Below are 26,879 nucleotides of genomic sequence, written 5' to 3'. Positions count from 1 at the left end.
GACTATGCTAAAAAGTAAACTGAGTTTTTTACTGCTGGTAATGGTGAGTATGCTGTTTTTTCAGTGTAGGAAAAAAGCGATCGACGAGTATTATAATCCCCCCGGTGATCTGGTGCCACCTATTTATCAAACATTAGCGGCAAAAGGAAACTTCAAAACCCTGCTTGCGGCAATTGATAAAGCCGGTTATAAACAAACATTGAGTGCAGCCGGTTACTGGACTTTATTTGCCCCACACGATTCAGCGTTCCAGGTTTATTTCACTGCCAATAATATTTCAGGTATTGATGCACTTGATTCTACTGCATGCAGAAACATAGTAACCTACAGCCTCGTTTATAATGCATTTACCCGTGACCGCATACCCGATTTTCAAAGTAATAGTGGTTGGCAGGAAAACAGTGCCTTTAAAAGAAGAACAGCAAACTATTCAGGTATTTATAATACTGTAAATACTTCTGGTGCCCCGATAAAAGCGATCGCATCCAACAGGAATAATAATGGAACCGTTTTTTATGTAGATGCAGATAATAACAATAAGCACTTGCCTTATTTCGAAACGGGTTTTACAACGGCCAAAAATCTTACTGCAACTGATTATAATTATTTCTATCCCGGAGTTAATTATACAGGTTTTAATGTGATGGATGCACAGGTATTGGAAAAAGATATTTATGCAGAGAACGGGATGATCCATGTGATCAATAAAGTGATCACTGCATTGCCAAGTCTTGATCAGTATATTGGTTCTTCTGCAAACTACAGCGAGTTTAAAAAGATACTTGATAAATTTCTTGTACAGTATGTACTGAATCAAACCGTAACTCAGAATTACAAAAATATCACAGGCACCGCAGTAGACATTTTTACTAAAGTGTATGCTTCCAACCTGGCTTTTTCACCGAACAATGAGAATTTTTTAAAGCAACAGGATAATGATGCGCAGTCAGATGGGTATACGATGTTTGTGCCCCGCAATGCCGAACTGACTACCTTCATCAACACTGTGTTATTGGAGCATTATCCAAGTCTTGAGGCATTGCCTATAAATGTTATTTATGATTTTGTGAATGCACATATGTGGCGTACCACTGTATGGCCAACCAAATTCAATACTACACTCAGTTCTGTTGGTGAAGAAGCAAGATTTGATCCGAACACAAACGTAATAGATAAAAAAATTCTCAGCAATGGAATTTTCTACGGTACAAATAAAGTACAGGATGCAAATGTGTTCAGTAGTGTTTATGGAAAAGCGTATCTCGATCCTGCTTATTCAATGATGACAAGCCTGCTTAATATTGAATTGAAATTCCAGATCTCAAATATTCATCAGCTTTACACACTGTTCATGATAAGTAATGCAGCATTTAATGCAGCTGGTTATTTTGCAGACCCTACAGTAAGTAATAATATAAATGAGCAATGGCGATATATACCACCCGGCGGTGGCACGCAGCTTACAGGTACATCTGCACTGGTACGGTTGCAGCGTATATTAAATATGCATGTAGTACCGGGCCGTGATATTACCAGCCTCACATCACCCGGTGTGGCCATGACCTATTCTGGTGAATTTATTAAGTATAATTCCAATACAGTTGTAGCTGCCGGTAACCAGGATGCTGGGAATATTCCTGCTGTGGTTAATACAAAGACGGCTAAAAACGGAACCGTTCATTACCTCAATCGTATTCTTGAGTTTAGTGAAAAAACAATTGGAAAACATATTGAAGCATTAGGTACACCAGTGGCTTCAGAATATAATTACTTCTGGGAGTATTTAAAAAACTCATCTATTTATACACTGGCAACAGGTGAGATACTGCAAGTATCATCTGGCAGTTTCTATACATTCTTTATACCTAACAAAGCTGCAATAGTAGCTGCTGTAAATGCAGGTTTTTTGCCGGGTACAGGAACAGTGCCTAATATGGTTCCCAATTTCAATCCTGCCTCACTCGCTGATAAAGAAAAGGTGAACAATTTTATTTACTATCATATACTGAATAAGAAAAATATTGGAACGGACGGACAAGAAAGCGGAACATTTGAAACATTATACAAATTTCCAAATGGTGATCCTTCCACAATCTTTGTTAATAACAGCACACCTAATAATATAATCCTGAATGATATGATGGCCCGGTCGGGTACTGTTATTGTAAACAGTAGTAACAATCTGAGTAACCGTTGTATGATTCACCTGGTCAATAATTATTTAAGATTCAATTAAAACTGATAAACTATTCCCGATATGAATTTTATTAATATAAAGAAATTATTTCTCCTTCTCTCCTTCATCAGCTTTACTGCCATTGCAGCTACGGCGCAAGTAGTAGTAGTACGTGGTAAAGTGGCAGATAAAATCGGAAAAGGAATGCAGGGTGTTTCTGTTTCTGTGTTGGATGCTGATGGAAGAATTGTAAGTGGAGCCTCAACAGATATTGAAGGAAATTTTGTTATAAAAAATGTAAACACTAAAAACAGGATATCTGTTTCTAATATCGGCTATAAAAGTATTACGCAAAGTATCGGTACACGTACTTCATTCAATTTTACCCTGGAAGATGCACAATCCGATCTTGGCGAAGTGGTGGTAGTGGCCCGGCCCCAGTCGAATAATGGTATGGTTAATATCAGCGAAAGAAATCTTACTACAGCAGCACAAAAAATCAATGCAAAGGAACTGGAAGAAATGCAGGCCTCAAGTATTGACCAGGCTTTGCAGGGTAGATTGAGCGGTGTTGATATTACAGCAACAAGTGGTGATCCGGGTGCTGCAATGAATATCCGCATCAGGGGTGTTTCTTCTATTAACTCAACAGGTATTCCTTTGATCATAGTAGATGGTATGCCTTATGATACGGAGATACCCAGTGATTTTAATTTCGGTACAGCAGATGAACAGGGCTATGCACAATTATTAAATATTTCACCAGCTGATATAAAAGATATTACTGTATTAAAAGATGCAGCTGCAACAGCCATCTGGGGTTCAAAGGCTGCCAATGGGGTTTTAGTAATTACTACCAAACGGGGGAGTGTTGGCAAACCATCGATCAGTTATACATTTAAAGGTTCAGTATCGCTGGTGCCAGATGCAATACCGTTGTTGAACGGAGATCAGTATTCTACAATGATCCCGGAAGCATACATGAACCGGACAGGGACTACTTTAAATACAACCACCGTTCGGGAATTCAATTATGATCCAAACGATCCGTATTGGTATCATAATTACAGCAACAATACAAACTGGATCGATGAAATTTCCCGGACTGGTAAATTACACGATCATACGATCAGCTTAAATGGCGGCGGTGAAAAAGCAAAATATTTCGCATCCATTGGCTATTTCGATCAAAAAGGGATTACACTCGGCACCGACCTGCAGCGTATCAATACCCGTATTAATCTTGACTACACAGTTTCCGACAGGATAAAATTTTTTACAAGTATCGCTTATACGCATACCGATCAAAGCAGAAATTACCTGGGCTCAAATTCGACTACTGGTGAAGCCACAATAAGAGGAATGGCTTATATCAAAATGCCGAACATGAGTGTGTTTGAATATGACGCATTGGGAAATCTTACTACGAATTATTTTTCACCTGCTTCAAATGTTCAGGGGCAGTACAGCCGTATTTATAACCCGGTAGCAATGGCAGATAAAGCGAAGTACACGATATTGGGCGAAAGGGTAGTACCCCGTTTCCAGATTGATTATGATATTTTAAAAAGTGTATTGAAAGCAACTTTCGATGTGCAGTTCGATATTAATAATACAAAGAACTCAAGCTTCTTGCCACAAATAGCAACCGGCAGACCCAATACGGAGACAGTGGTGAATAGAGCTTATGATGGTGATATCGATGCGTTCAGTGTAAGTACAAAGACTAACCTCGTTTATACACCCACATTAAAAAATGAGAAGCATAACATTTTTGGTTTTTTGACTTTTCTAACCAATGATTACAAAGCAGTATACCAGGAGGCAATGACATCCAATACAGCTTCATCATTGCTGGTTGATCCTTCTATCCCTTCACGTACACAAAATTCAGAGTTAAGAGCTGTATCCGGTTCCAATCAAACCCGTTCATTCGGCGCTGTATTGGGTACTCAGTATTCGTATATGGATAAATACCTCATCAATGCAACTATACGGACAGATGGTAACTCCAGGTTTGGCGCTGATTATCGTTATGGATTCTTTCCTTCCATTTCAGTGAGATGGCGTATGTCTGAAGAATCATTTATGAAAGGAGCAAAGAACTTAGATGATCTGAGTTTCCGTGCAAGCTATGGTATCACCGGTGAGGTTCCCCGCTATGATTATTTATTTTATAATACTTACAGTACCTATAACTATACATACCTCGGCCAATCTGCAGTATTTCCATCAAGAATGGAATTGAAGAACCTGAAATGGCAGGATTTGCATGGTGTTAATATCGGTGGTAATATCAGTATGTACAAAGGACGTTTCCGTTTGGATGCAGAAATATATCGCAACCGCACAAAAGATCTATTCTTTGATGGTTTGCAATTGGCTGGTTATACCGGGTTCAGTTCCATTTTTATGAATGTGGGTACGATGGACAACCAGGGTTGGGAAGTAGCGATATGGACACAACCTGTAAAAACAACAAAGTATATCATCGGGTTTGATTTAAATATTTCTTCCAATGAAAATATCATCCGGGAAATTTCTGATCTGTATCCTAATAGCCGTGGTGATGTGACCAAGAACGGCGAGTATCTCCGCCTGTTACAGATCAATAATCCATTCGGATCGTTTTATGGTTACAAATACAAAGGTGTGTATTCAGATAGAGAGGCTACTATTGCCAGCGGCCCCGATGGAAAACCGATCATTGGTCCGAACGGGCAGGTTATTTATATGCGTTTTAATTATCCTTCCCTGGATTATGTTTTCCAGCCAGGTGATGCGATGTATGAAGATATCAACCACGATGGTAACATTAATTATATGGATGTTGTGTATCTCGGTAACAGCAATCCAAAATTATCAGGTGGTTTTGGACCTTCAATTACATTTAAGAATTTTAAGATCTCTACCTTCTTTAATTACAGGGTAGGTTATGATGTTGTGAATGGTACTAAAATGAGTACATCAAACATGTATTTTTTTGATAACCAGAGCACAGCTGTATTGCGCCGTTGGAGAAAAGATGGAGATGTAACAGATATTCCCCGCGGATTGATAAACGGTGGTTATAACTGGTTGGGTAGCGACAGGTATGTTGAGGATGCATCATTCATCCGTTTCAGAACAATTACTGCACGGTATACATTCGATAAAAAAATATTGAGCAAACTGAAAATGAAAACATTGAGTGCTTATATAACTGGTGAGAATCTGCTCACTTTTACAAAATATACCGGGCAGGATCCTGAAATATCAACCCGTGGTGCTGATCCTTTCAGGGTAGCTTATGATTATTCTATGACGCCACCTTCAAGGATAATAACATTGGGAATTGTTGCTGGTTTTTAAAATTATTAAAGTAATAAGATGAAAAAAATATTTGTTTATTCTTTACTGCTCACATTCACGGTTTTTTCTTTCAGTTGTAAAAAATGGCTGGAACTGAAACCGCAGGATGGTATCATCAAAGAAGAATTTTGGAAAACAAAAGAACAGGTGAATGCTTCAGTGATCGGCATCTATGCTTCGATGATGGAAAGTGCAACCGGTAACTACGGTACGACAACTTACCTCCCTTCACTGTCCGAGCAATTATTTTTATGGGGCGAAAGCCGTGCTGATAATATTGCAACTTCTACATTTACCAGCAGCGATGATATTGAAATAGTAAATGTAAATACCCAACCAACGAATGTAAATGTAAACTGGCGTCCTTTTTATCGTATCATCAACCTCTGTAATACAGTTCTCGAAAAAGCTCCGGAAGTGCTAACTCTCGATAATACATTTACACAAGCCAAACTTGATAATTACCTGAGTGAAGCATATGCCATCCGGGCATTGATGTATTTCTATCTGGCAAGAAGTTTTGGTGAAGTACCATTGAAACTGGATGCAACATTGACTGATGAAAATATTCAGCCCCTAGCAAAATCAACACAGGCGGTAGTATTAGATCAGATCGTCACTGATTTGAAAACGGCTGAAGCAAAAGCTGTTACAACTTTCGGTGACGCGGCATCTGATAAAGGACGTATTACTAAATATACGGTTAACACCATTCTTGCTGATGTTTACCTGTGGATGGATAAATACACAGAGTGTATAGCAGAATGTAATAAAGTGATCAATTCTCAGCGTTATGGATTGATTCGCGGTGCTACACTTAATGGAACTGTTGTAGATTATAATCCTGAGTGGTTTAACACCCTTTATTATAATGGTAATTCAAACGAAGGAATATTTGAACTACAGTTTGATGTACAGAAGTTAAATCCATACTTCCCGATATTTTCATCCACCTTTAGCAGCCGCCATTGGGTAATGCATCCGTTAATAATGGATAGAGTCTTTACGATCGATATTACCAACGATCAGAATTATGATATACGTGCCGATGGAGCTTCTGTAAGAGCTGCTACAAGTTCAATATGGAAATATGTTGGAGCAAGTGCTACTGCACTCCGTTCGGTTGATCAAAGCTATGCTCACTGGTTTTTTTACCGCTATGCAGATATTTTATTAATGAAAGCAGAAGCTTTAAATGAAGCAGGGCAAGGCGCTGAAGCATTGAACCTGATCTATACCATTCGTAGAAGAGCCAATGCTTTGACCGCAACAGATCTTACACCATCTGCGTCCGACAAAAGCCTGATACAAGATTTTATTTTAAATGAACGTGCAAGAGAATTTTGCTTTGAAGGCAAACGCTGGTACGATATATTACGTTTTTCAAAACGTAATAACTATGCCCGGATAGGGTTCTTACTAAACTCAGTTTCTACGAGTGTACCTTCCAACCTGCAACAATCGGCCCAGGCAAAAATGCAGGATCACAATAGTCATTATTTTCCAATATATCTTTTTGAACTACAAACAAACGGTTTACTAGTACAAAATCCATTTTACCGATAATCAGTAAAAAACAAATCATGAAAAGGAAATTATTATTTGCCGGTTTATTAAGCATCATCGTAATCATGATGTTTATGCCGGCTTGTAAAAAAACAGCACTGGTTACTAATACTACCGACGACGTGAATATTGTCGGTTATCTTGATAAGTACCCGGACTCGTTTTCACTGTTCAAGCAAATCCTTGACAGAACAGGAAATTCTTCTTTTCTGAATGCATACGGTGCTTATACCTGCTTTGCACCTACCAATTCGGGAGTACGAACCTACCTGCAGAAGATCGGCGCAGCATCTGTTGATGATGCAGATCTGAATACACTGAAAGATATGGTACGTCTTCACCTGTTGGAAGATACATTATATACAGGCTCATTTACTGATGGTAAACTCCCGGTAATTACAATGTACGGACAGTATCTTGTTACATCCGTTGTTACTAATGGCGGTGTTTCAAGTTACACTGTCAATCGCCAGGCCCTGGTAACTCAGTCAAACATCAGGGTTGGTAATGGAGTTATACATGTTATCGATAATGTTTTAATTCCTGCAACAAAAACACTTGCAAAACAATTAGAGGAGAAACCAGAGTTCTCCATTTTTGTACAGGCATTGCAGGCAACCGGCTATTATACAAGATTGAATACAGTAAATCCTGATCCTTCTTTAAAATGGTATACTGTTTTTGCTGAGAGCAACCAGGCACTTGCCGATAGTGGCATCACGAGTTACAATGCATTAAAAGCAAAATATTCACAAACCGGTAACCCGGCATTGCCGAATGACAGCCTGAATATGTATGTAGCTTATCATATCACAACGAATATAAAATTCCTTGGGGATATTATAACAGTTCCTACTCACAGTACTTTACTTCCGCAAGAGGTATTGACTGTAAAACTGATCAACCAGGATGTAATACTTAACCAGGACGTATTTAATGATATTCTTGAAATTGGAATTACTCTTGACAGACCAAAAAGTGATAACGCAGCATCAAATGGAGTATGGCATTATGCCAAAGCACATTTTATGGTTAAATACAGAAAACCAACAGCAGTGTATTGGGATGTTTCATCGTTTGAGGAAATAAAAAAATTACCTGCATTCTACAAAAGAGCTACCAGGGATTTTACGAGATTAACAGAAGCTGACAACCCTATCAAAGATCATTATTGGGGTTGGGGTCCTTTAGCAAGTACAAATTTTTTACAATATCAATATTCAACATCAAGCTCTGTTACGAACTTTAGTGTAAATAACGACGTGAACATGCTGCCATTGGGATCACCCAGTCGCCCCACTTATTGGGAGATGAGAACACCACCAGTTATTAAAGGAAGATATAAAGTCTGGATCTGTTATTCCTGGCAAAAACAATCAGCTAGTTCCAATCAGCTCTGCCAGGTTTATGTAAACGGGGTGCTGATGCAACGGACCATGAATTTTACAGAGGCCCGACCTTTAGGCACGGATGCAGAACTGGAAGCAATTGGTTGGAAACGTTATATTGAAAATACAGGTACCGGCACCCGGCAGGCAGCAAGACAAGTTGGTGTTATAGATTTTACGACCACACAACAACAGACGATAAGAATAACGCCAATTGCCGGAACACAGAACAATAATAACCTTGACATGATACATTTTATCCCGGTAGATGAGAATCAGATTTTACCCAGGTTCAGACCAGATGGTACTAAAATATACCTGTAAAACAATTTTTATAAAACCGGGACAACAAGAAAATATTTTATAATAAAAATTATGCGAATAAGTAAATGGTTAAATGCAGGCAGTATTGTTTTTGTATTGATATTGGCATCATCAAGTTGTAAAAAAATGACAGATGAGCATAATGCAATTACAAACAGCGATCTTGAAAACAGCTTGTATGAGAAAATAAGCAATACCCCGGAATTGAGTCTTTTTGCAAGCTATCTCAATCAAACCGGGTATGATAAATTGCTTTCTGCCTCGGGTAATTATACCGTTTTTGCCCCGGTGAATGCAGTTTTTACATCATTGAGTGACCCTTCAGTTCTTACCGATCCGGATAAACTTAAAAAACTTATCGGTAATCATATAGCATACCAGCTCTATCGTACCACTGCTGTTACAAGCACTACACGCATAGCAATGGTTGGTGGCAAGTATAATAATATGCTGCAAAATAAGATTGGCGATGCTAACATTACATCAGCTGATAAGATTGCTGCCAATGGTATACTGCAGATCACAAACAATGTGCTGCCTTATCTTAATAATTGCTGGGAGTTTTTGAGCACAGCCGATGCACCGGTAAAGCAAAGCACTTATATGCTTTCGCTTTTTCAAAAAGTTTTTGATACAACCAATGCAGTAGTGATCGGAGTTGATCCAAACACAGGTGCCCCTATTTATCAGCCGGGTACAGATTCTGTGTTTACCAATCTTTATTGGAATAAAGTGTATGATCTGCGTGATGAAAAAAAGCAATACACATTTTTTATACTTACCGATAATGCATGGGATCCCGAAATAAATAAGTTTCGTCCTTATTATGCAACAAGCTCAGTTGATAGCACAACAAAAGCTACGAGCTGGAGTGTGATAGCTGATTTTGCAGTAGAGGGTGTATATGATCCCGCAACTGTACCAGATACCATTCTTTCTAAGTTTAATACCAAAGTACCAGTTACCCTTTCGCAGATCGTAAAAACATATAAGACCAGCAACGGCATTGTTTATATTATGAGTAAAATAGATGTACAACCTTCAAGCAAGTTTAAACCAATATTAATAGAAGCTGAAAATTATACTGGAACAAGTCATGACCGTCGCAACAATACTTATTTCAGGGACCGATTTAGTAGTGTTTCAGGAAAAAATTTCCGTGATGTATTAGTATTAAATCATGGTGTTGCACTTTTCAATATCCGTTATAATCTGACTGATGTGCCATCTATCCGTTACAAAGCATATTGGGTGGCAGTCAACGATTTTCAAACAGTAACTCATACCCAAAAACTTGGGATCGGTGACCCTAACTCAGCAACATTCGCTTATACGACTGTGCCCTTAAATAGTTTCACTGAAGTTTTCCTGGGAGAATTTGTAATGCCGGGCTATAGACCAAGTTTCAATATTTATTTAACGGCAGCGAATTCTACAACCAATACAGCTAATCCATTGGTATGTGATTATATAAGATTGGTACCTGTACCTTAATTTTTTACAGTTCAAATAAAAAAGAAACATGTTGTATAAAAAATATTTTCAATTTAAGATAGTATTGTTAGCCAGCTTGTGCATTCTGCTCTCGGGAGTTATTGCAGCGCAGAGTACCGACAAAGCAGTTGAGAAGCTACCTGTTTCAGGTACTATTAAAGATGCTGTTTCGAATAAAGGACTGGTAGGTATCCGTGTAACAGTTGATGGATTTTCTGCAACCATTTCAGACGAAAGCGGCAACTTCACTATCAATGTGCCATCTTATAATGCTGAAGTTGTTATCAGCGGTGATGGATACGAAACAAGGAATATACCACTGAAAGGAAGAAAAACAATTTCAATATCATTGCTGGATGATGATCATTATTCATTTCAGCAACCGCTTACATTGCCTTTTGGTAAAATAATACAACGCAAAACAACAGCAGCGGCCGGTAGTTATAATGCAAATGGTGAATGGAAACGTCCTGACGAAATACCTGATGCTTTACTACAGGGACAAATAACAGGGTTAAATTCTATCCGCAGATCGGGTACACCGGGTGTGGGTGCTAACCTTTTTCTCCGTGGATACAATTCTTTGTTTGCTACTAATAAGCCCCTGGTTGTTGTAGATGGTATGTTGTATGATATGAATGATTATGGCGAAAGCATTATTGCAAATAATTATACAAATCCGCTTGCATTGATCAATGTGCAGGATATCGATAATATCACAGTGCTGAAAGATGCATCTTCTATTTATGGAGTAAAAGGTGGTAATGGTGCAATATTGATCACCACAGCAAGAGCCAGCCAGCAGGCAACAAAGATCGATGCGTCTTTTTATACAGGGGTTAATGAAGTGCCGGATGCATTGCCTGTTATGAATGCGTACAACTACAGAACTTACCTGGGCGAAATTTTGCAAAGCAAAGGAATGTCATCAACTGATATTGCTGCCCTTCCTTATATGAGTGATGATACTTCGAATGCAGAATACTACCGCTATCACAATCAAACCGACTGGCAGAAGAAAATTTTTAACAGTGGGGTAAACAGGAATTTCTATTTGAAAGTAACAGGAGGTGATAATATTGCCACTTACGCTTTGAGTGTTGGCTATATGAAAAATGAAGGGATCATTAAGAATACAGATCTTACGAGGTACAACACCCGGTTTAACGCGGCTTTTAATTTTTCAAAACGATTTACAGGTGCCGCTAATCTTTCTTTTACATATAATGAACAAAACCTGAAAGACCAGGGTATATCTGATAAAACAGCACCCGTTTTTCTTGCATTGACGAAGGCTCCCTTTCTTACTGACAGAGAGGTAAATGATAAAGGTGTTTTCTCTCCAAATCTTGAAGACACAGATGTATTTGGAGTAAGTAATCCATCTGCCCTGATAGAAACCATGCAGGCATATAATAAATATTACCGCTTCCAGGGTTCATTCAAATTTCAGTATGAAATAACTAAATCGCTGAAAGCTGCTACTTTATTTGGGATCATTTACGATAAAGTAAGAGAAAATGTTTTTATTCCAAGGAAAGGTGTAGCTGATGATACATTAAGTAATGCAATTGCTGACAGCCGTCTCGGTTCACAGGTAAAAAGATTATTTAGTGTGTTCAGTGATTCTTACCTGGAGTTTAGTAAAGTGTATAATCGCAAGCATGACCTTGCCGCAAGACTGGGTTTAAGATACCAGGATAATGATGCAGAACAGGATTATGCATTAGGCTTTAACTCTGCCACTGATGAATTGGTAAGTGTGCAGAATGGTGTAACTGCATTGCGCCAGGTCGGTGGTGGAATAGGAGAGTGGAACTGGATGAATACCTATTTTAATGTTGATTACAGTTTGAGTCAAAAATATTTCTTCTCATTGAATGCGGCGATGGATGGTTCATCACGTTTTGGCCAGGAGGCAGAAAATGGTGTTGCCATGGATGGTGTACATTTTGCCGTTTTACCTTCTGCATCTTTTGCCTGGTTGATGTCATCGGAAAATTTCATGGCTAATTCAAAGATCAATCTCTGGAAATTCAGGTTATCGTATGGCTTATCAGGCAACGATGATATCGGAAACTATACAAGCCGTCAGACTTATGGGGCACAGAACTTACTGGGCATGCAGGGCCTTGTACGCAATGGAATACCTAATCCAGCTTTACAGTGGGAAACAAGTAAAAAGTTTAATGCTGGTTTTGACCTTGCATTCATGAATGAAAGAGTTGCTGTCAGTTTTGATATGTATAAATCAAAAACAAGTAACATGCTGGTGTACGAAGAACTTGCGGCACCTTCAGGATTTAAAAATGTTGCTACCAATGATGGCAGTATGCAAAACACAGGATGGGAAACATCAGTGAATGTTCGGGTAATTAATAGTGCAAATTTTAAATGGGATATTGGTCTCAATATTGGCAACTACAAAAATGAAGTACTTTCAGTACCGGGCGGCAGCTTTACTACAGAGTATGCAGGTGCAACTATTCTTACAAAGAATGGAAGCGATGCTAATCTTTTTTATGGTTATAAAAGCATGGGAGTTTTCAGCACTACTGCTGAAGCAACAGCGGCCGGTTTAACAAAGAAAAACATTGATGGTTCTTATAGCTCATTCACAGCCGGGGATATTCACTTCGAGGATTTAGATGGTAACAAAATAATTGATGAAAATGACAGGCAGGTGATTGGCAACCCTAATCCTGATTATTTCGGAGGCATTAATACAAGAGTAGCTTATAAAAGATTTGAGTTAAACGCAGTGGTCACTTTCACTAAAGGAAATGATCTATATAATTATGTACGCTACCGGTTGGAATCAGCAAGTGGTACAAACAATCAATTGAACAGTGTAATAAACAGGTGGAGAACCGAAGGCCAGGTAACCGATATGCCAAAAGCTACTTATAATGACCCAATGGGCAATAGCAGTTTCAGCAGCCGGTGGATTGAAGATGGATCTTATTTAAGAATACGTTCTTTATCTGTTTTGTATAATATACCTATTAAAGAAAAATTTGTAAAGTATACTCATATATATGCAGCAGCAAACAACCTGCTCACTTTTACAAAATATATGGGATATGATCCCGAGTTCAGTGCTAACCCAAGTGTTTTCTCACAGGGAATTGACACAGGGATGGATCCTTTATACAGGTCATTTACAATTGGTGTGAGAGTTGGATTATAAAACAACAAAACGAATGCAGACAATGAAAAAAATAATTATGAATATTCGGAAGATATCTTATCTCAAACTCACTGTAACAGCGTTGCTGTTCACAGGCATCAGCGGGTGTAAAAAAATATTTGATATCAAACCGCAGGATCAGCTGGATGTAACGCAGGCTTATCAAAATGTATATGATGCTGATGCTGCTGTCATAGGTATCTATGGTAAGTTCATGAACCTGGCTGATCGCTATGTTATATTAAATGAACTACGTGGCGATCTCCTTCAATATACTAGCAATGCTGACGAAAATTTAAGACAGATCAGTACGCATAGTGTTACAGCAGGTAATCCTTATGCAAACCCGAGACCTTTCTACGAACTCATTATTAATTGTAATGATGTGCTGAAGCATTTCAGGATAATGTATGCTGAGAATAAATTAAATGAAACTGAATTTAACCAGCGTTATTCTGATATCGGCGCTTTACGTTCTTTTTTATATCTCCAGTTGGGTATTCATTATGGCCAGGTGCCTTATGTCACAAATCCGCTTGAAAACATAGATGATGTTAAAAACGAAAGTTTATTTCCAAAGCTTTCATTTTCTGTTTTATTGGACAGCCTTGTTAGTTTTACTGAAAGTCTTCCATTCAAAGATGTTTATCCAACAGGCACAAACCTGAACATTACAGTTGACGGATACCCTACTGAAAAATTTTACATTAATAAAAAATGTTTGCTGGGTGATCTTAATCTTTGGAAAGGCAATTATGTAAAAGCGGCTGAATGGTATAGACAGGTAATGGAATTAGCCACCGCAGGTGTTGCTGGAGAAAATTATTATTCACAATACAAAGTAGGATGGGCCGGAGGTTTTAATCACTATGTTACCTATTCAAGAGCTGGTGATGCTTCATCACTGGTGTATAATGATGGCTGGAGGGTAATGTTTGAAAGCAGTTTTACAGCCGATGGTTTCAGAAGAGAATGGATATGGGCTTTGCCTTTTGATAGTAAGTTTAACCCGGAAAATTCTTTGATCAAATTATTTTCACCTTCGGGGGGTAATTATCTTGTTAAGCCTTCGCAACAGATAATGGATATGTGGGATGGAGAGCCACAAAGAGTAGTATTGGGCGGTTCTATTCCTTATGATGCAAGAAAATTACTCAGCGTAATGAATATCGGCGGTCAGCCGGTTGCTATGAAATTTTTATATAATTATATTAACTATGCATCACTTGTTCCAACAATACCATTGCAAAAAAATGGAAAATGGTTTTTGTACAGGCAAACTACAATGCATTTGCGTTTTGCAGAAGCAGCAAACCGTACAGGAAGATACAGACTCGCATGGGGTTTATTAAATAGCGGCATTGCGGGTGCTTATCCTGCACCCGGAACCGATGTATCTTTTTCTCATAATACACTATGGGAACCTTACCCATTTAATTTTGATGCAAGAAACAGCGGTGGATCAGGTGTTCCTTTTTTCCGTGCCGATTGGTATAGAAATATTGGAATTCGTTTAAGGGCTAACGTACAGGATATTGTTGTTCCTGCCAGCGATAGTTTATTGACCATTGAGAATGGCTTGGTAAAAGAAGGAGCACTGGAGAATGCATTTGAAGGAACTCGTTGGCCGGATTTAGTTCGTGTTGCATTAAGAAGAAATGATCCAGCATTTTTAGCTGATAAAATATATTCAAAATTGCTGAAGGATGGAACACCTAATGCAGCAGCTATACGCACCAAGTTAATGACACCAGCGAACTGGTATTTGCCTTTTAACTGGTAATTCTTAGTTGCTCAATTTTTTTAAACCGGCTTAAGCCGGTTTTTTTGTTTGATATTCCGGGAACGATTGCGTAAATAATTCCACAATTTCAGGATAGAACAGGATGAGTTCCCAAAAAGGCTCTTTTAATTTGAAGGCTCTTAAAATTAAAATTGCTGCTGTATGAAATTAAAAACTGCTTTATGCAGGCTAGGTATATTATTACCAGTCCTGCTAACCCTCTCACTCTTTTCATTTTCTCAAAACAATTTTAAAGTATCCGGTAAAGTATTTGATGAAAACGGGAAACCTGTAGAAGGAGCCACGGTACAGGTAAAGGGTACCACCATTGCTACGGCAACTATTGCTGATGGCTCTTATTCATTGATGGCCCCTTCAGGAAAAGCAAGGCTGGTGGTCACATCAGTTGGATATACTCAAATGGAAGTTGCCGTTAATGAACAACCGGAAGTGATCGTACACACTTCTAGTACGGCTTCAGCATTAGAGGATGTTGTAGTTACTGGTTACACAACAGTTAAAAGAAAGGATGTAACCGGCGCGGTTGCAGGTATCAATCAGAAAGACATCAGATCTCGCCCGGTTGACAATGCATTAGAAGCTATGCAAGGTAAAGTTGCAGGTGTTGATATCACCTCTAATGAACGCCCCGGGTCGGTTGGAAGTATCAACATTCGTGGCATACGTTCTTTAACTGCATCCAACACACCTCTTTTTGTGGTGGACGGTATTCCCTTAAGTACAGGGGGTGTTGATTATCTTAACCCGAACGATATAGAATCGATAGATGTGTTGAAAGACGCATCAGCTTCTGCAATTTATGGTTCAAGAGGTGCTAATGGCGTTGTAATTATTAGTACCAAACAGGGTAAAGCTGGAAGACTGCAATTAAGTCTTAACAGCTCTGTTACAATCGAGGAGATAGTGGATAAAGCTCCAGCGATGTCTGCTTCGGAAGCTATTGATTTTCGCCGTTGGGCATATCATTATTCAAACCCTGCTGTATATCCAAGGGGCGATAATCCCAACCCAACCAATGACCGGACCATATTTCTTGCTACCAGCGATCCTGCTGCCTGGGCTAATATTAATAAAGGTTGGGCTGGAAGCAAATGGGATGGTTCACTAGTGCCAACTACAGATTGGAAAGATTTAGTATCTCAAAGCGGTCTTACACAAGACCATACATTGAGTGTTAGTGGCGGTACTAAACAAATCAAAGCTTATGCTTCATTTGGGTATTTAGATAACAAGGGCACATCCATTGGTCAAAAATTTACAAGATATTCTGGAAAAGCAAGTGTAGATATTACGGCGACAGATTGGTTTTCCATGGGTCTTAATATGAATATCACTTCTAGTGTACAGGAATTTGGCCAATCTAATGGAGTAATTGGTGCTTTTGTTGGAAGCCCGGCTACAAGCATTTATGAATCCGCAAGGAGACTTTACACCTATGCAGTTCCTTACGATGCTACTGGAGCAAGAGTTCTTTATCCAGCTGGTGATGTTGCATTTAAGAATGTTGTAGATGAATGGAATTATACACAAGACCAACGTAAAACGCTTAGGGCTTTTGGTAGTTTATATGCACAAGTTGATCTTGGCGAGATCCTTCCTGTTTTGAAAGGATTAAAATACAGGCTGAACTTTGGTCCTGATTTTTCTCACAACCAGCAGGGAGTTTATATTGATGCGCTATCAGCAGCGAGCAGCGGTTCCAGCAATGCTTCACTACAAAAAAGCCAGACTTATTCATACACTATTGATAATTTATTGTATTATGATAAAACAATAAACAAACATAGTTTTGGTCTTACTCTGTTACAAAGCGCTACTAAATTTGTAGCGGACCCTGTTAGTACTATTACAGGAACCGGAATTCCATTTGCAAGCCAAAGATGGTATACGCTAAATCAATCAGTAATTCCTTCAAGCAATCTTACAGTAACGAGAAATGCTGATTTAATAGAGAGGCAATTAACGAGCTATATGGCTCGATTGAATTATAATTTTGGCGACAGGTATTTATTAACGGTATCTGCCCGCCAGGATGGCGCATCACAATTTGCGCCAGGTAATAAATATTCATGGTTTCCAAGTGCTGCAGTAGCCTGGCGTGTCAGCCATGAAAATTTTATGAAAAATCTTAGTTGGGTTAACGATTTAAAATTTCGTTTAGGAGCTGGTAACACGGGTAACTCAGCAGTTGATGCGTATACTACAAAAGGGGCTATTACACCTTTATTCTATCCTTTTGTAAGCACAATATCTGCTGGTACTCTTCCATCTTCTGTTTTAGCCAACCAGGCACTTGGCTGGGAAAAAACAACGCAGTATAATTTAGGACTGGACTTTTCTATCTTTAAACGACGCATTTCTGCAGTAATTGATCTATATAAATCCAAAACAGAAGATCTGTTGCTGAACCGCAGTATCCCTACGGTTACTGGTTTTACCACTACATTACAAAATATTGGGCAAACTGAAAACCAGGGCATAGATATAAATATCAATACGGTGAATGTGATCGCCAGAAATTTTCAATGGACAACCACATTTAATGCTTCCTGGCAGAAAGAAAAAATTGTTTCTTTATCAAACGGTAAGCAGGATGATATTAATAATAACTGGTTTATTGGTCAGCCAATTGGTGTTATTTATGGAATTCAGGCAAACGGTTTATGGCATGTATCTGATTCGGTCGAAATGAATAAATTTAATGCTAACCTGCCAACTGGTAAATTTTCTCCTGGAAATGTAAGACCTGTAGATCAAAATGGTGATTATAAAATTGATGCAAACAATGATAGGATAATTGTTGGTAATACCAGGCCAAGATGGATATTAGGTATGACAAATGGGTTTACGTATAAAAATTTTGAATTGTCGATCTTTATATATGGCCGGTTAAATTATCTGTTTAATACTGGAGGAGAAGCCATGGTGGCCAGAGCTAGTACACGAGCTCTTGATTATTACACAGAAAACAATACTGATGCTGAGTTTCAAAAACCAATTTATTCCACAGGTACCGGAGATCTTTATTCTACTTCGTTAGGATTTCAACCTGCTTCTTTTATAAAGATCAGGAATATTTCTGCGTCATATAATGTTGATGCGAAGCTTTTAAAGAAAGCAAGTATGTCAAGTTTGAGGATATACGTCCAGGTCGCTAACCCGGGAATGCTTTTTTCAAAGATCGACTACATGGATATGGATGTGTCTGCCTTTACCAGCAACCGTGGCTTTATATTTGGAATTAATGCAGCATTTTAACCCAACAAAACATTAAAGTATGAAAAAGAATAAATTTTTTATCATTATAGCGATCATTGCAGTTGTGATGACTACGGTTTCATGCAAAAAGACTTTTTTAGATGAAGAACTTAAAACAGCAAGGAGCCTGGAATATTATACAACTGATCCAGGTATTCAATCTTTGGTAACAGGTGCTTATCATCACATATTTTGCCAACCATTTAATGGCGAATTTGCTTTTGCTTATATGGCCTATGGCACCGATGAATTTCATGTAGGAGGCGACAATTCAAACATATCCTACACATCTTATGGTAATGGACTTGCTTCTATTGTCCCTGCTATTAATAGCAATACCGTTACTGCCAATGCACAGTGGGATAATTTATACATAGGAATTGGTCACGCTAACATTATAATACAAAATGCAACTGCAAGTACATCCACTGCTGATGCTATTAAGAAAACTGCTTTGGGCGAAGGGTACTTTTTCCGTGCATATTGTTATTTAAGATTGGTGAGCCAGTATGGGGCGGTACCTTTAAAAACTACACCCAGCACCACTGTTGAATTGGAGTTTACCCGTGCTGAACCTAAAGATGTATTTGCGCAAATTATCGCTGACTTTACACAGGCTTATAACCTTTTGGCTAATACCGGGGGTCCTGCAAGAATAACCAAAGATGCGGCGGCACATTTTTTGGCTAAAGCATATTTATCCCGTGCAAGTGAAATTAATAATTCCTGGAACGCTTCTACAAAAGCAGCTGACCTTGCTGCTATTATTCCTTTGTGCGATGGTATTATTGCCAATCATCCATTGGCGCCAAACTTTGGAGATCTGTGGAAGTATACTGCTCCTAATAGTGCCAATGAAAACCTAGGCGAAATAATTTTATCTGCGCAGTTTACAGCTGATGCTTCTGCCAGTGGAGTTAATCAACAGCATCTGTATTACGGAGGCCGCTATGAAGATATACCCCAGATGCAGCGGGATCTTAGTGGAGGTAGACCATTTAGCCGTTTAGCTACAAATTATTTTATGTATAGAGTGTACGATTTAGTGAATGATTCAAGATTTTGGAAGAGCTTTAGAACGAAGTATTTGGTAAATAAGGCTGCGGCTCCTTATGTAAATGGTGATGTAGGTGTTATGTATGTAATCAATCAGCCCGGTGATACGAGGTTTACTAATAGGTCAATGCCAAATACTATACCTTACGCAAGAACAAACAGACTAATTGCTAATGTTTATGTGGCTTACCCCAACGGAGCAACATTGGATACTGCATTATTTAAGGATGTTCGTTTCCCATCTTTAAGTAAATTTTTTGATGGTTCCCGTATAGGTGGCTTTAATGATATTGATGGCCTTCGCGATATTACTTTGGCCCGTAGTGCAGAAACATATTTAATAGCTGCCGAAGCTAAAATACGTCTGGCTCTTTTAGGTACTGGTAGTTACACGGATGCTTTGGCTTATATCAACCCGGTAAGAGTAAGAGCTCAATACCAGGGTGGAGAAAACCGAGTAGCTTATTATGATGGTGGTGGTGCCAGTAATACAACTTTACAAGCAGGGATACCTATGGCTTACATGGCTGAGAATTCTTATGCCGAATCCAATAATTTTAATTTATTAGCGCCGCCTTCAACAGCAACAAGCTTGACTGTTGCAAGTATTTCACCATTGCCTGCGCAAGACGAATATATAATTACTAAGCTTGGTTATACATCTACTTATGATAGAATGATGTGCTTTTTATTGGATGAACGTTCTCGTGAGTTAGCTGGTGAATATTTACGCTGGCAGGATTTGTCCCGCACCAAAACATTAGTTGACCGTGCTAAAGCATTTAATCCTGATGCGGCTCCCAATATTAAAGATTACCATTTACTGCGGCCAATACCTCAAACATTCCTTGATGGTATACAGTCTGGAGGTGTAAACTTAAGTCCAGCACAAAAACAAGCGATGCAGAACCCAGGCTATTAACGAGTCTTCATATAAGCAAGCATAAGCACTGAAGAAAATGGCGAGTCATTTATATGACCGCCATTTTTTATTTTATCCCCACAGGATAGCTCAGGATGAAAACGAAAGCGTTTTCGGTAATTTTAAAATCCGCTATTGCCTGTTATATGTAATTTGCTTGCATTATGAAAAAATTTATAAGCTTATCATTCTTATTGCCTGTTTTTTTTCTTTTCAAATTAAACGGTCAGCCTGTAACAACTGTAAAAAATGATGTGGTCACACCTTTGCATGCCATGAATGTGAATTATCCCGTGCCGTATGAGGCTCCGTCAAAAGAAAATGTAAAGGCTGTGCTGGATAAAATATTTAACTATCTCGATGGCGTTACCCCGGCACAGATGATCAATAAACAAACCGGTGAAGTGGTCAATGACATCAGTAAGTTAGATACAAACTCAGTTGTCAAATCCGGTGATTTCCGGCTTACAAGTTATGAGTGGGGTGTTACCTATTCTGCCCTGCAACGTGCAACAGAAACTACAGGCGACAAAAAGTATGCGGATCATGTAAAAACAAGATTTGATTTCTTAAGTAAATGGGTAGCCGCCGTAAAAGAAAAATTTCCAATAGAGTATATACAAAGGAAAAGATTGTTTAATCAGCCGATAACACCGCATGCACTAGATGATGCAGGTGCAGTTTGCGCTTCTATGATAAAGGCACAGCGAAGCGGATTGACAACTGATCTTCGCCCCATGATCGATAATTATATAAATTATGTTTTTACAAAAGAGTATCGTTTCAAAGATGGTACTATCGGAAGAAACCGTCCTCAAAAAAATACATTATGGCTGGATGATCTATACATGTATATACCTGCTGTTGCACAAATGGGAAAGCTCACTGGCGATAAAAAGTATTTTGATGATTGTGTTAAACAAGTCCTCGACTACAGTAAGAGAATGTTCAATAAAGAGAAAGGTTTATATATGCATGGCTGGGTGGAAAGCATGGAAACACATCCTGAGTTTCGATGGGCAAGAGCTAACGGATGGGCACTGATGGCCATGAGTGAACTGCTTGATGTATTACCAGAAGATCATTCGGGAAGAGCTGCAGTGTTGCAGCAATTTAAAGATCATGCAAAAGGACTTGCAGGACTTCAAAGTAGTTCGGGTTTCTGGCACCAGTTATTAGACAGGGAAGATTCTTATTTAGAGACATCAGCTACAGCAATCTATTCTTATTGTATTGCACATGCCTGTAATAAAGGCTGGCTTGATCCAATGAGCTATGGGCCAATGAGTATATTGGCATGGAATGCTGTATCAACAAAGATCAACGATAAAGGCCAGGTGGAAGGAACATGTGTAGGAACCGGAATGGCATTTGACCCGGCATTTTATTATTACCGCCCAGTAAATGTTTTTGCAGCGCATGGCTATGGCCCTGCAATATTAGCTGGGGCAGAAATTATTGAGTTACTCAATAATTTTTCATTTGAGATAAATGACAGTGCATTACAATTGAAAGAAAAGAAAAAATAATTAAGGGCTAAAGCCCAACTTAGAAAAACAGCTCAATTGCCCCGGTCTTAAGACCGGGGCAATTGAAAAGACGGAATTTCATGGGCTTTAGCCCAAAACATTTTTTAGTTGAAAATAAACCCCATCAAATGAAGACAGGATTTGTTTTAATTATTTCTGTTTTATTATTTACAAGTGCTTATTCTCAAAGAAAGCTTACTGTTATTGCAGATAAGCCAGTTGCTTCAATAGCTCCAACTATGTGGGGCGTTTTTTTTGAAGATATAAACTTTGGTGCTGATGGTGGTTTGTATGCTGAGTTGGTGAAGAATCGTTCCTTTGAATTTCCAACAGCAATGATGGGATGGCGGGAAAACAGGGTAAATTACCAGAAAGGAAGATTTCTTATTATCAACAAATCTGATAACTCAACTAATACACGATTTGCGAGAATAACTATCAACAACCCGGAAGGAAATTATTCATTAAGTAATGACGGATTCCGCGGAATTGGTTTGCATAAAGAGAAGCAATATGATTTTTCTATTATGGCCAGGACAGAGAGACCAACCAATATTAAAATAAAAGTACAGTTGCTGAATTATAGCGGTAAAGTTGTCGGGAGTTCTTCAATAGAAAATTTCAACAGTGACTGGAAAAAATATTCTGTAAGTCTTACAACAACTGATACTACACAAAAAGGGAAACTCAATTTGATATTTGAAGGAGAGGGAGTGATTGATATAGATATTGTTTCATTATTTCCGCATGACACATGGAAAAACAGACCGGGAGGATTAAGAAATGACCTGGTGCAAAAGATCGCTGATCTAAAACCGGGCTTCATCCGCTTTCCGGGCGGATGTATTGTAGAAGGGAAAGATCTATCTAACCGTTATCAATGGAAAACAACAGTGGGCGATGTGTATGACCGTACTTTAATAATGAATCGATGGAATGTAGAGTTCCGTAATCGCCCCGCACCCGATTATTACCAAAGCTTTGGTTTGGGCTTTTATGAATATTTTTTATTAGCCGATGATTTGGGCGCAGAGCCATTGCCGATTTTAAATTGTGGTATGGCCTGCCAGTTCAATAGTGGTGAGGTTGTTGCCATGGATGAATTGCAGCCTTATATTGATGATGCACTCGACCTAATTGAATTTGCCAATGGCGCCACAACTACTAAATGGGGAAAGCTGAGAAATGATATGGGTCATCCTGCTCCATTCAATTTGAAATTTCTCGGTGTGGGAAATGAACAATGGGAGCCGCAGTACATTGAACGATATAAAATTTTTGAGAAGGCAATTCTTTCAAAATATCCTGAAATAAAAATTGTATCGGGTGCCGGCCCTTTTGCTGAAGGTGAATATTTTAATTATGCATGGAAGGAGTTGAAGCAATTAAAACCTTCATTGATCGATGAACATTATTATAAACCACCAACATGGTTTTTTAACAATGCAAGCCGTTATGATACTTATGAAAGAACGGGCCCAAAGATCTTCGCTGGTGAATATGCTGCACATTCAAAGGAAAATGCAGAAGCGGAAAGCAGAAACAATTGGGAATCTGCGTTAGCGGAGGCGGCATTCATGACTGGATTAGAAAGAAATGCTGATATCGTGCAGATGTGTTCTTATGCTCCTTTGTTTGCACATGTAGATGCATGGCAGTGGCGACCTGATCTGATCTGGTTTGATAATTTGAGAACAGTTGCTACGCCAAATTATTATGTACAGAAATTGTTTTCTACTAATAAAGGAACAGATGTAGTAAAAATTTTACAGGATGGAAATATACTAGCGGGTAAGGATAGTTTGTTTGCCAGTTCAGTTATTGATAAAAAAGCAAATGAACTTATTGTTAAGTTGGTAAACAATTCTTCAACTCCGCAAATGATCGAATTGAATATAGAAGGACTTAAGCTGGCAAAAAATAACGCATCGTTTTTTCAGCTATCAGGAAATGATCTGTACAGTTATAATAAACTGGATGAACTGGATAGGCTAGCTCCATTGAAAAAATCGTTTGAAGTAAAATCAAATAAAATAAATCAGCAATTAGCTCCATATTCTGTTAATGTGATCAAACTTTCTTATTTAGTAAAATGAAACAGGTAACATTTGTAATATTTTTTTTAGCTCTTGCCTGTTCTCTTCAGGCACAGCAAACATCTTTCAAATTTGATTTTGGATCAGGTAAAGTTGCACCCGGCTATATTCAAATAACATCCGATTTAAAATTCAGTTATCAAACTGGATATGGTTTTGATCAGAATTCAATTGTTGAATCAAAAGACCGTGGAGGTGATCCGTTAACGTCAGATTTTATCACCAGCGATAAACCATTTTACTTTTCAGTAAAACTTCCCGATGGAAACTATGATTTAAAAGTCATCATAGGGGATAAGCTGGAAAATACATCAGCCACGATCCGTGCAGAATGCAGGAGGTTGATGGTTGAAAAGGTCACATCAATGAAAGGCAAAACCACAACTGTCAACTTTACTGTGCATGTAAAGGATTCTTTGATCAGGGATGCTACTGGTAATGTTGTAAAAAAAATAAGATTGAAGGATAGGGAAGTCGGTTATCTGCATTGGGATAATTTGCTAACACTGGAATTTAATGGAGCTAACCCAAAAATATGTGCTGTGGAAATTACTCCCAACAAAACTGCACCAACAATTTTTTTAGCGGGTAATTCAACTGTAGTTGACCAAGATAGGGAGCCCTGGGCTGCGTGGGGTCAAATGATTCCAAGTTTTTTTGAAGGGAAAAAAATTGCAGTTGCCAACTATGCTGAGTCGGGTGAAGCGTTGAATTCTTTTATCAGTGCAAGACGGTTGGAAAAAATTTTGAGTTTAATGAAAGCAGGCGATTATTTATTCATTGAATTTGGCCACAATGATCAGAAGCAGAAAGGTGAAGGTGTTGGACCATTTACCAGTTATAAACGTGATCTAAAGTTTTTCATCAGTGAAGTAAGAAAAAAAGGCGGCATTCCTGTGCTCGTTACTTCCATGCATCGAAGGAATTTTGATTCAACAGGTCATATCGTTAATACACTCGGCGATTATCCCGAAGCAGTGCGGCAAACAGCAAAGGAAGAAAATGTTGCATTGATCGATTTAAATGCAATGAGTAAAATATTGTATGAAGCATGGGGACCTGAAAAATCAATTAAGGCATTTGTTCATTATCCAGCCAATACATTTCCCGGGCAGAAAACGGAATTAAAGGACAATACCCATTTTAATACCTATGGTGCGTGGCAGATAGCTAAATGTATTATGAAGGGAATAAAGGACGCAAAACTTAATATAGCAAAATATTTAAGAAAAGATATTCCTCCATTTGATCCTGGTAAACCAGATCCAGTTGAAAAATGGAACTGGCCGCTGAGTCAAATGGTAACTTCTTCTAAACCTGATGGAAATTAAAAGATCTAGGTTTAATGATAAAACAATGAGAGGTTTAAATAAACTGCATGCTGTTTTGACTATTTATTTTGTAGTATGCTTCACTGTATCTCATAGCCAGCCAGCACAAACACCCCCTATGGGCTGGAACAGTTATAATTGTTTCGGATCTGCAGTGCATGAAGATGAAGTAAAATCCAATGCAGATTATGTAGCAAAGAATTTAAAACAATATGGCTGGCAATATATAGTAGTAGATTTTTTATGGTCATATGACAATCCTCCCGGGAGTAAAATTGGCAACCCTTACCAAAGACAATTACAGGATGGTTCCTATGTTCCCTGGCTTACAATGGATAAATGGGGGAGATTGGTTCCGCATACACATAAATTTCCTTCAGCATTTGGCGATAAAGGATTTAAACCATTAAGTGATTATGTTCATTCACTCGGATTAAAATTCGGCATTCATGTAATGCGTGGCATACCACGCCAGGCTGTATGGTCTAAATCACCTGTATTAGGAACAAATGGAATAACAGCAGATATGATTGCTGATACAAGTTCTACCTGTTCATGGATGAATCATATGTACGGACTGAATATGAGTAAGCCGGGTGCGCAGGAATATTTGAATTCGATTTTGAATTTATATAAAGATTGGGATGTTGATTTTATAAAAGTAGATGATATAGCACGACCTTATCATTTGGAAGAAGTAGAAGGATATGAAAAAGCGATTGCAAATTCTGGCAGGCCAATGGCATTTAGTATTTCTCCCGGTGAAACACCAGTACTAAAAGCCAATCATGTAAAACAGCATACGAGTATGTGGCGTATGGCGGATGATTTCTGGGACAACTGGAAGATGATATTACAGATGTTTGATTATGCAAAAAGTTGGGAAGGCACTGGCAGCCCCGGTCACTGGCCCGATTGTGATATGATACAGATTGGCAAGCTTTCAAAACGTGGCCCTGTTGGTCCGGAACGTTATAGCCGTTTTACAGAAGATGAATTGTATACACATATGAATTTCTGGTGCATATTCCGATCACCGTTAATGCTGGGTGGTCATCAACCCGAGAACCGCGAGCTGGAATTGAAATTATTTACCAATGAAGAAGTGCTGGCAGTAAACCAGCATGGAGAAAATCCAAAACAGTTATATAAAAAAGATGGAAGCATGGTTTGGGTATCGAATGTAAGTGGTAGTAAGGATTGGTATGTTGGTTTATTCAATATCAGCGAAGATGCACATGATGTAGCAGTTGATTTTTCAGCATTGGGAATAAAAGGAAAAATAACAGTAAGGGATTTGTGGAAGAAAATGGATGTTGGAAGTTTTAAAAAAACATATAAACAGAATATAAATAAACATGCATCAGTATTGTTGCGTTTAACTGTTGAATAAA

13 protein-coding genes are annotated in these 26,879 nt (G+C 38.5%); all 13 read left to right on the top strand.

What is annotated here, in order from left to right; genetic code table 11:
• The first annotated feature begins 4 nt into the window (after positions 1 to 4).
• Complete coding sequence (locus E6H07_01120) at positions 5 to 2,236, top strand: hypothetical protein (protein ID TMI64547.1); 2,232 nt, start codon at positions 5 to 7, stop codon at positions 2,234 to 2,236.
• Positions 2,237 to 2,257: 21 nt separating this feature from the next.
• Positions 2,258 to 5,527 (top strand): SusC/RagA family TonB-linked outer membrane protein, encoded by a 3,270-nt coding sequence (locus E6H07_01115; GenBank protein ID TMI64546.1) that lies wholly within the window; start codon positions 2,258 to 2,260, stop codon positions 5,525 to 5,527.
• Positions 5,528 to 5,545: 18 nt separating this feature from the next.
• Entirely contained in the window at positions 5,546 to 7,093 is a 1,548-nt protein-coding gene (locus tag E6H07_01110) for a RagB/SusD family nutrient uptake outer membrane protein (protein ID TMI64545.1), read from the top strand.
• 17 nt (positions 7,094 to 7,110) lie between these two features.
• Positions 7,111 to 8,805 carry a fasciclin domain-containing protein gene (locus E6H07_01105; GenBank protein TMI64544.1) on the top strand — a complete coding sequence of 565 codons (1,695 nt, stop codon included), beginning with the start codon at positions 7,111 to 7,113 and terminating at the stop codon, positions 8,803 to 8,805.
• A gap of 51 nt (positions 8,806 to 8,856) precedes the next feature.
• Complete coding sequence (locus tag E6H07_01100) at positions 8,857 to 10,299, top strand: fasciclin domain-containing protein (GenBank protein ID TMI64543.1); 1,443 nt, start codon at positions 8,857 to 8,859, stop codon at positions 10,297 to 10,299.
• Between the two features lie 28 nt (positions 10,300 to 10,327).
• Positions 10,328 to 13,489: a SusC/RagA family TonB-linked outer membrane protein gene (locus E6H07_01095; GenBank protein TMI64542.1), complete on the top strand. Its 3,162-nt coding sequence runs from the start codon at positions 10,328 to 10,330 to the stop codon at positions 13,487 to 13,489.
• A gap of 37 nt (positions 13,490 to 13,526) precedes the next feature.
• Complete coding sequence (locus tag E6H07_01090; GenBank protein ID TMI66432.1) at positions 13,527 to 15,272, top strand: RagB/SusD family protein; 1,746 nt, start codon at positions 13,527 to 13,529, stop codon at positions 15,270 to 15,272.
• Between the two features lie 162 nt (positions 15,273 to 15,434).
• The gene (locus E6H07_01085) at positions 15,435 to 18,551 is read left to right on the top strand and encodes a TonB-dependent receptor (protein ID TMI64541.1); all 3,117 of its coding nucleotides are present in this window, start codon (positions 15,435 to 15,437) and stop codon (positions 18,549 to 18,551) included.
• 19 nt (positions 18,552 to 18,570) lie between these two features.
• A complete protein-coding gene (locus E6H07_01080; GenBank protein ID TMI64540.1) occupies positions 18,571 to 20,529 on the top strand; it encodes a RagB/SusD family nutrient uptake outer membrane protein in 1,959 nt (652 codons plus the stop codon).
• 164 nt (positions 20,530 to 20,693) lie between these two features.
• Positions 20,694 to 22,058 (top strand): glycoside hydrolase family 88 protein, encoded by a 1,365-nt coding sequence (locus E6H07_01075; GenBank protein ID TMI64539.1) that lies wholly within the window; start codon positions 20,694 to 20,696, stop codon positions 22,056 to 22,058.
• Positions 22,059 to 22,186: 128 nt separating this feature from the next.
• The gene (locus tag E6H07_01070; protein TMI64538.1) at positions 22,187 to 24,154 is read left to right on the top strand and encodes an alpha-L-arabinofuranosidase; all 1,968 of its coding nucleotides are present in this window, start codon (positions 22,187 to 22,189) and stop codon (positions 24,152 to 24,154) included.
• Complete coding sequence (locus tag E6H07_01065; GenBank protein ID TMI64537.1) at positions 24,151 to 25,485, top strand: rhamnogalacturonan acetylesterase; 1,335 nt, start codon at positions 24,151 to 24,153, stop codon at positions 25,483 to 25,485. The genes E6H07_01070 and E6H07_01065 overlap by 4 nt, the downstream gene beginning before the upstream one ends.
• A complete protein-coding gene (locus tag E6H07_01060; GenBank protein ID TMI64536.1) occupies positions 25,475 to 26,878 on the top strand; it encodes a glycoside hydrolase family 27 protein in 1,404 nt (467 codons plus the stop codon). Before E6H07_01065 ends, E6H07_01060 begins: the two co-directional genes overlap by 11 nt.
• Position 26,879 lies beyond the last annotated feature (1 nt).

Source organism: Bacteroidota bacterium, from assembly GCA_005882315.1.
Classification (GTDB): Bacteria; Bacteroidota; Bacteroidia; order Chitinophagales; family Chitinophagaceae; genus VBAR01.
The sequence above is the reverse complement of the archived record's forward strand: the minus strand, read 5'-3'. Positions and strand labels throughout refer to the sequence as shown.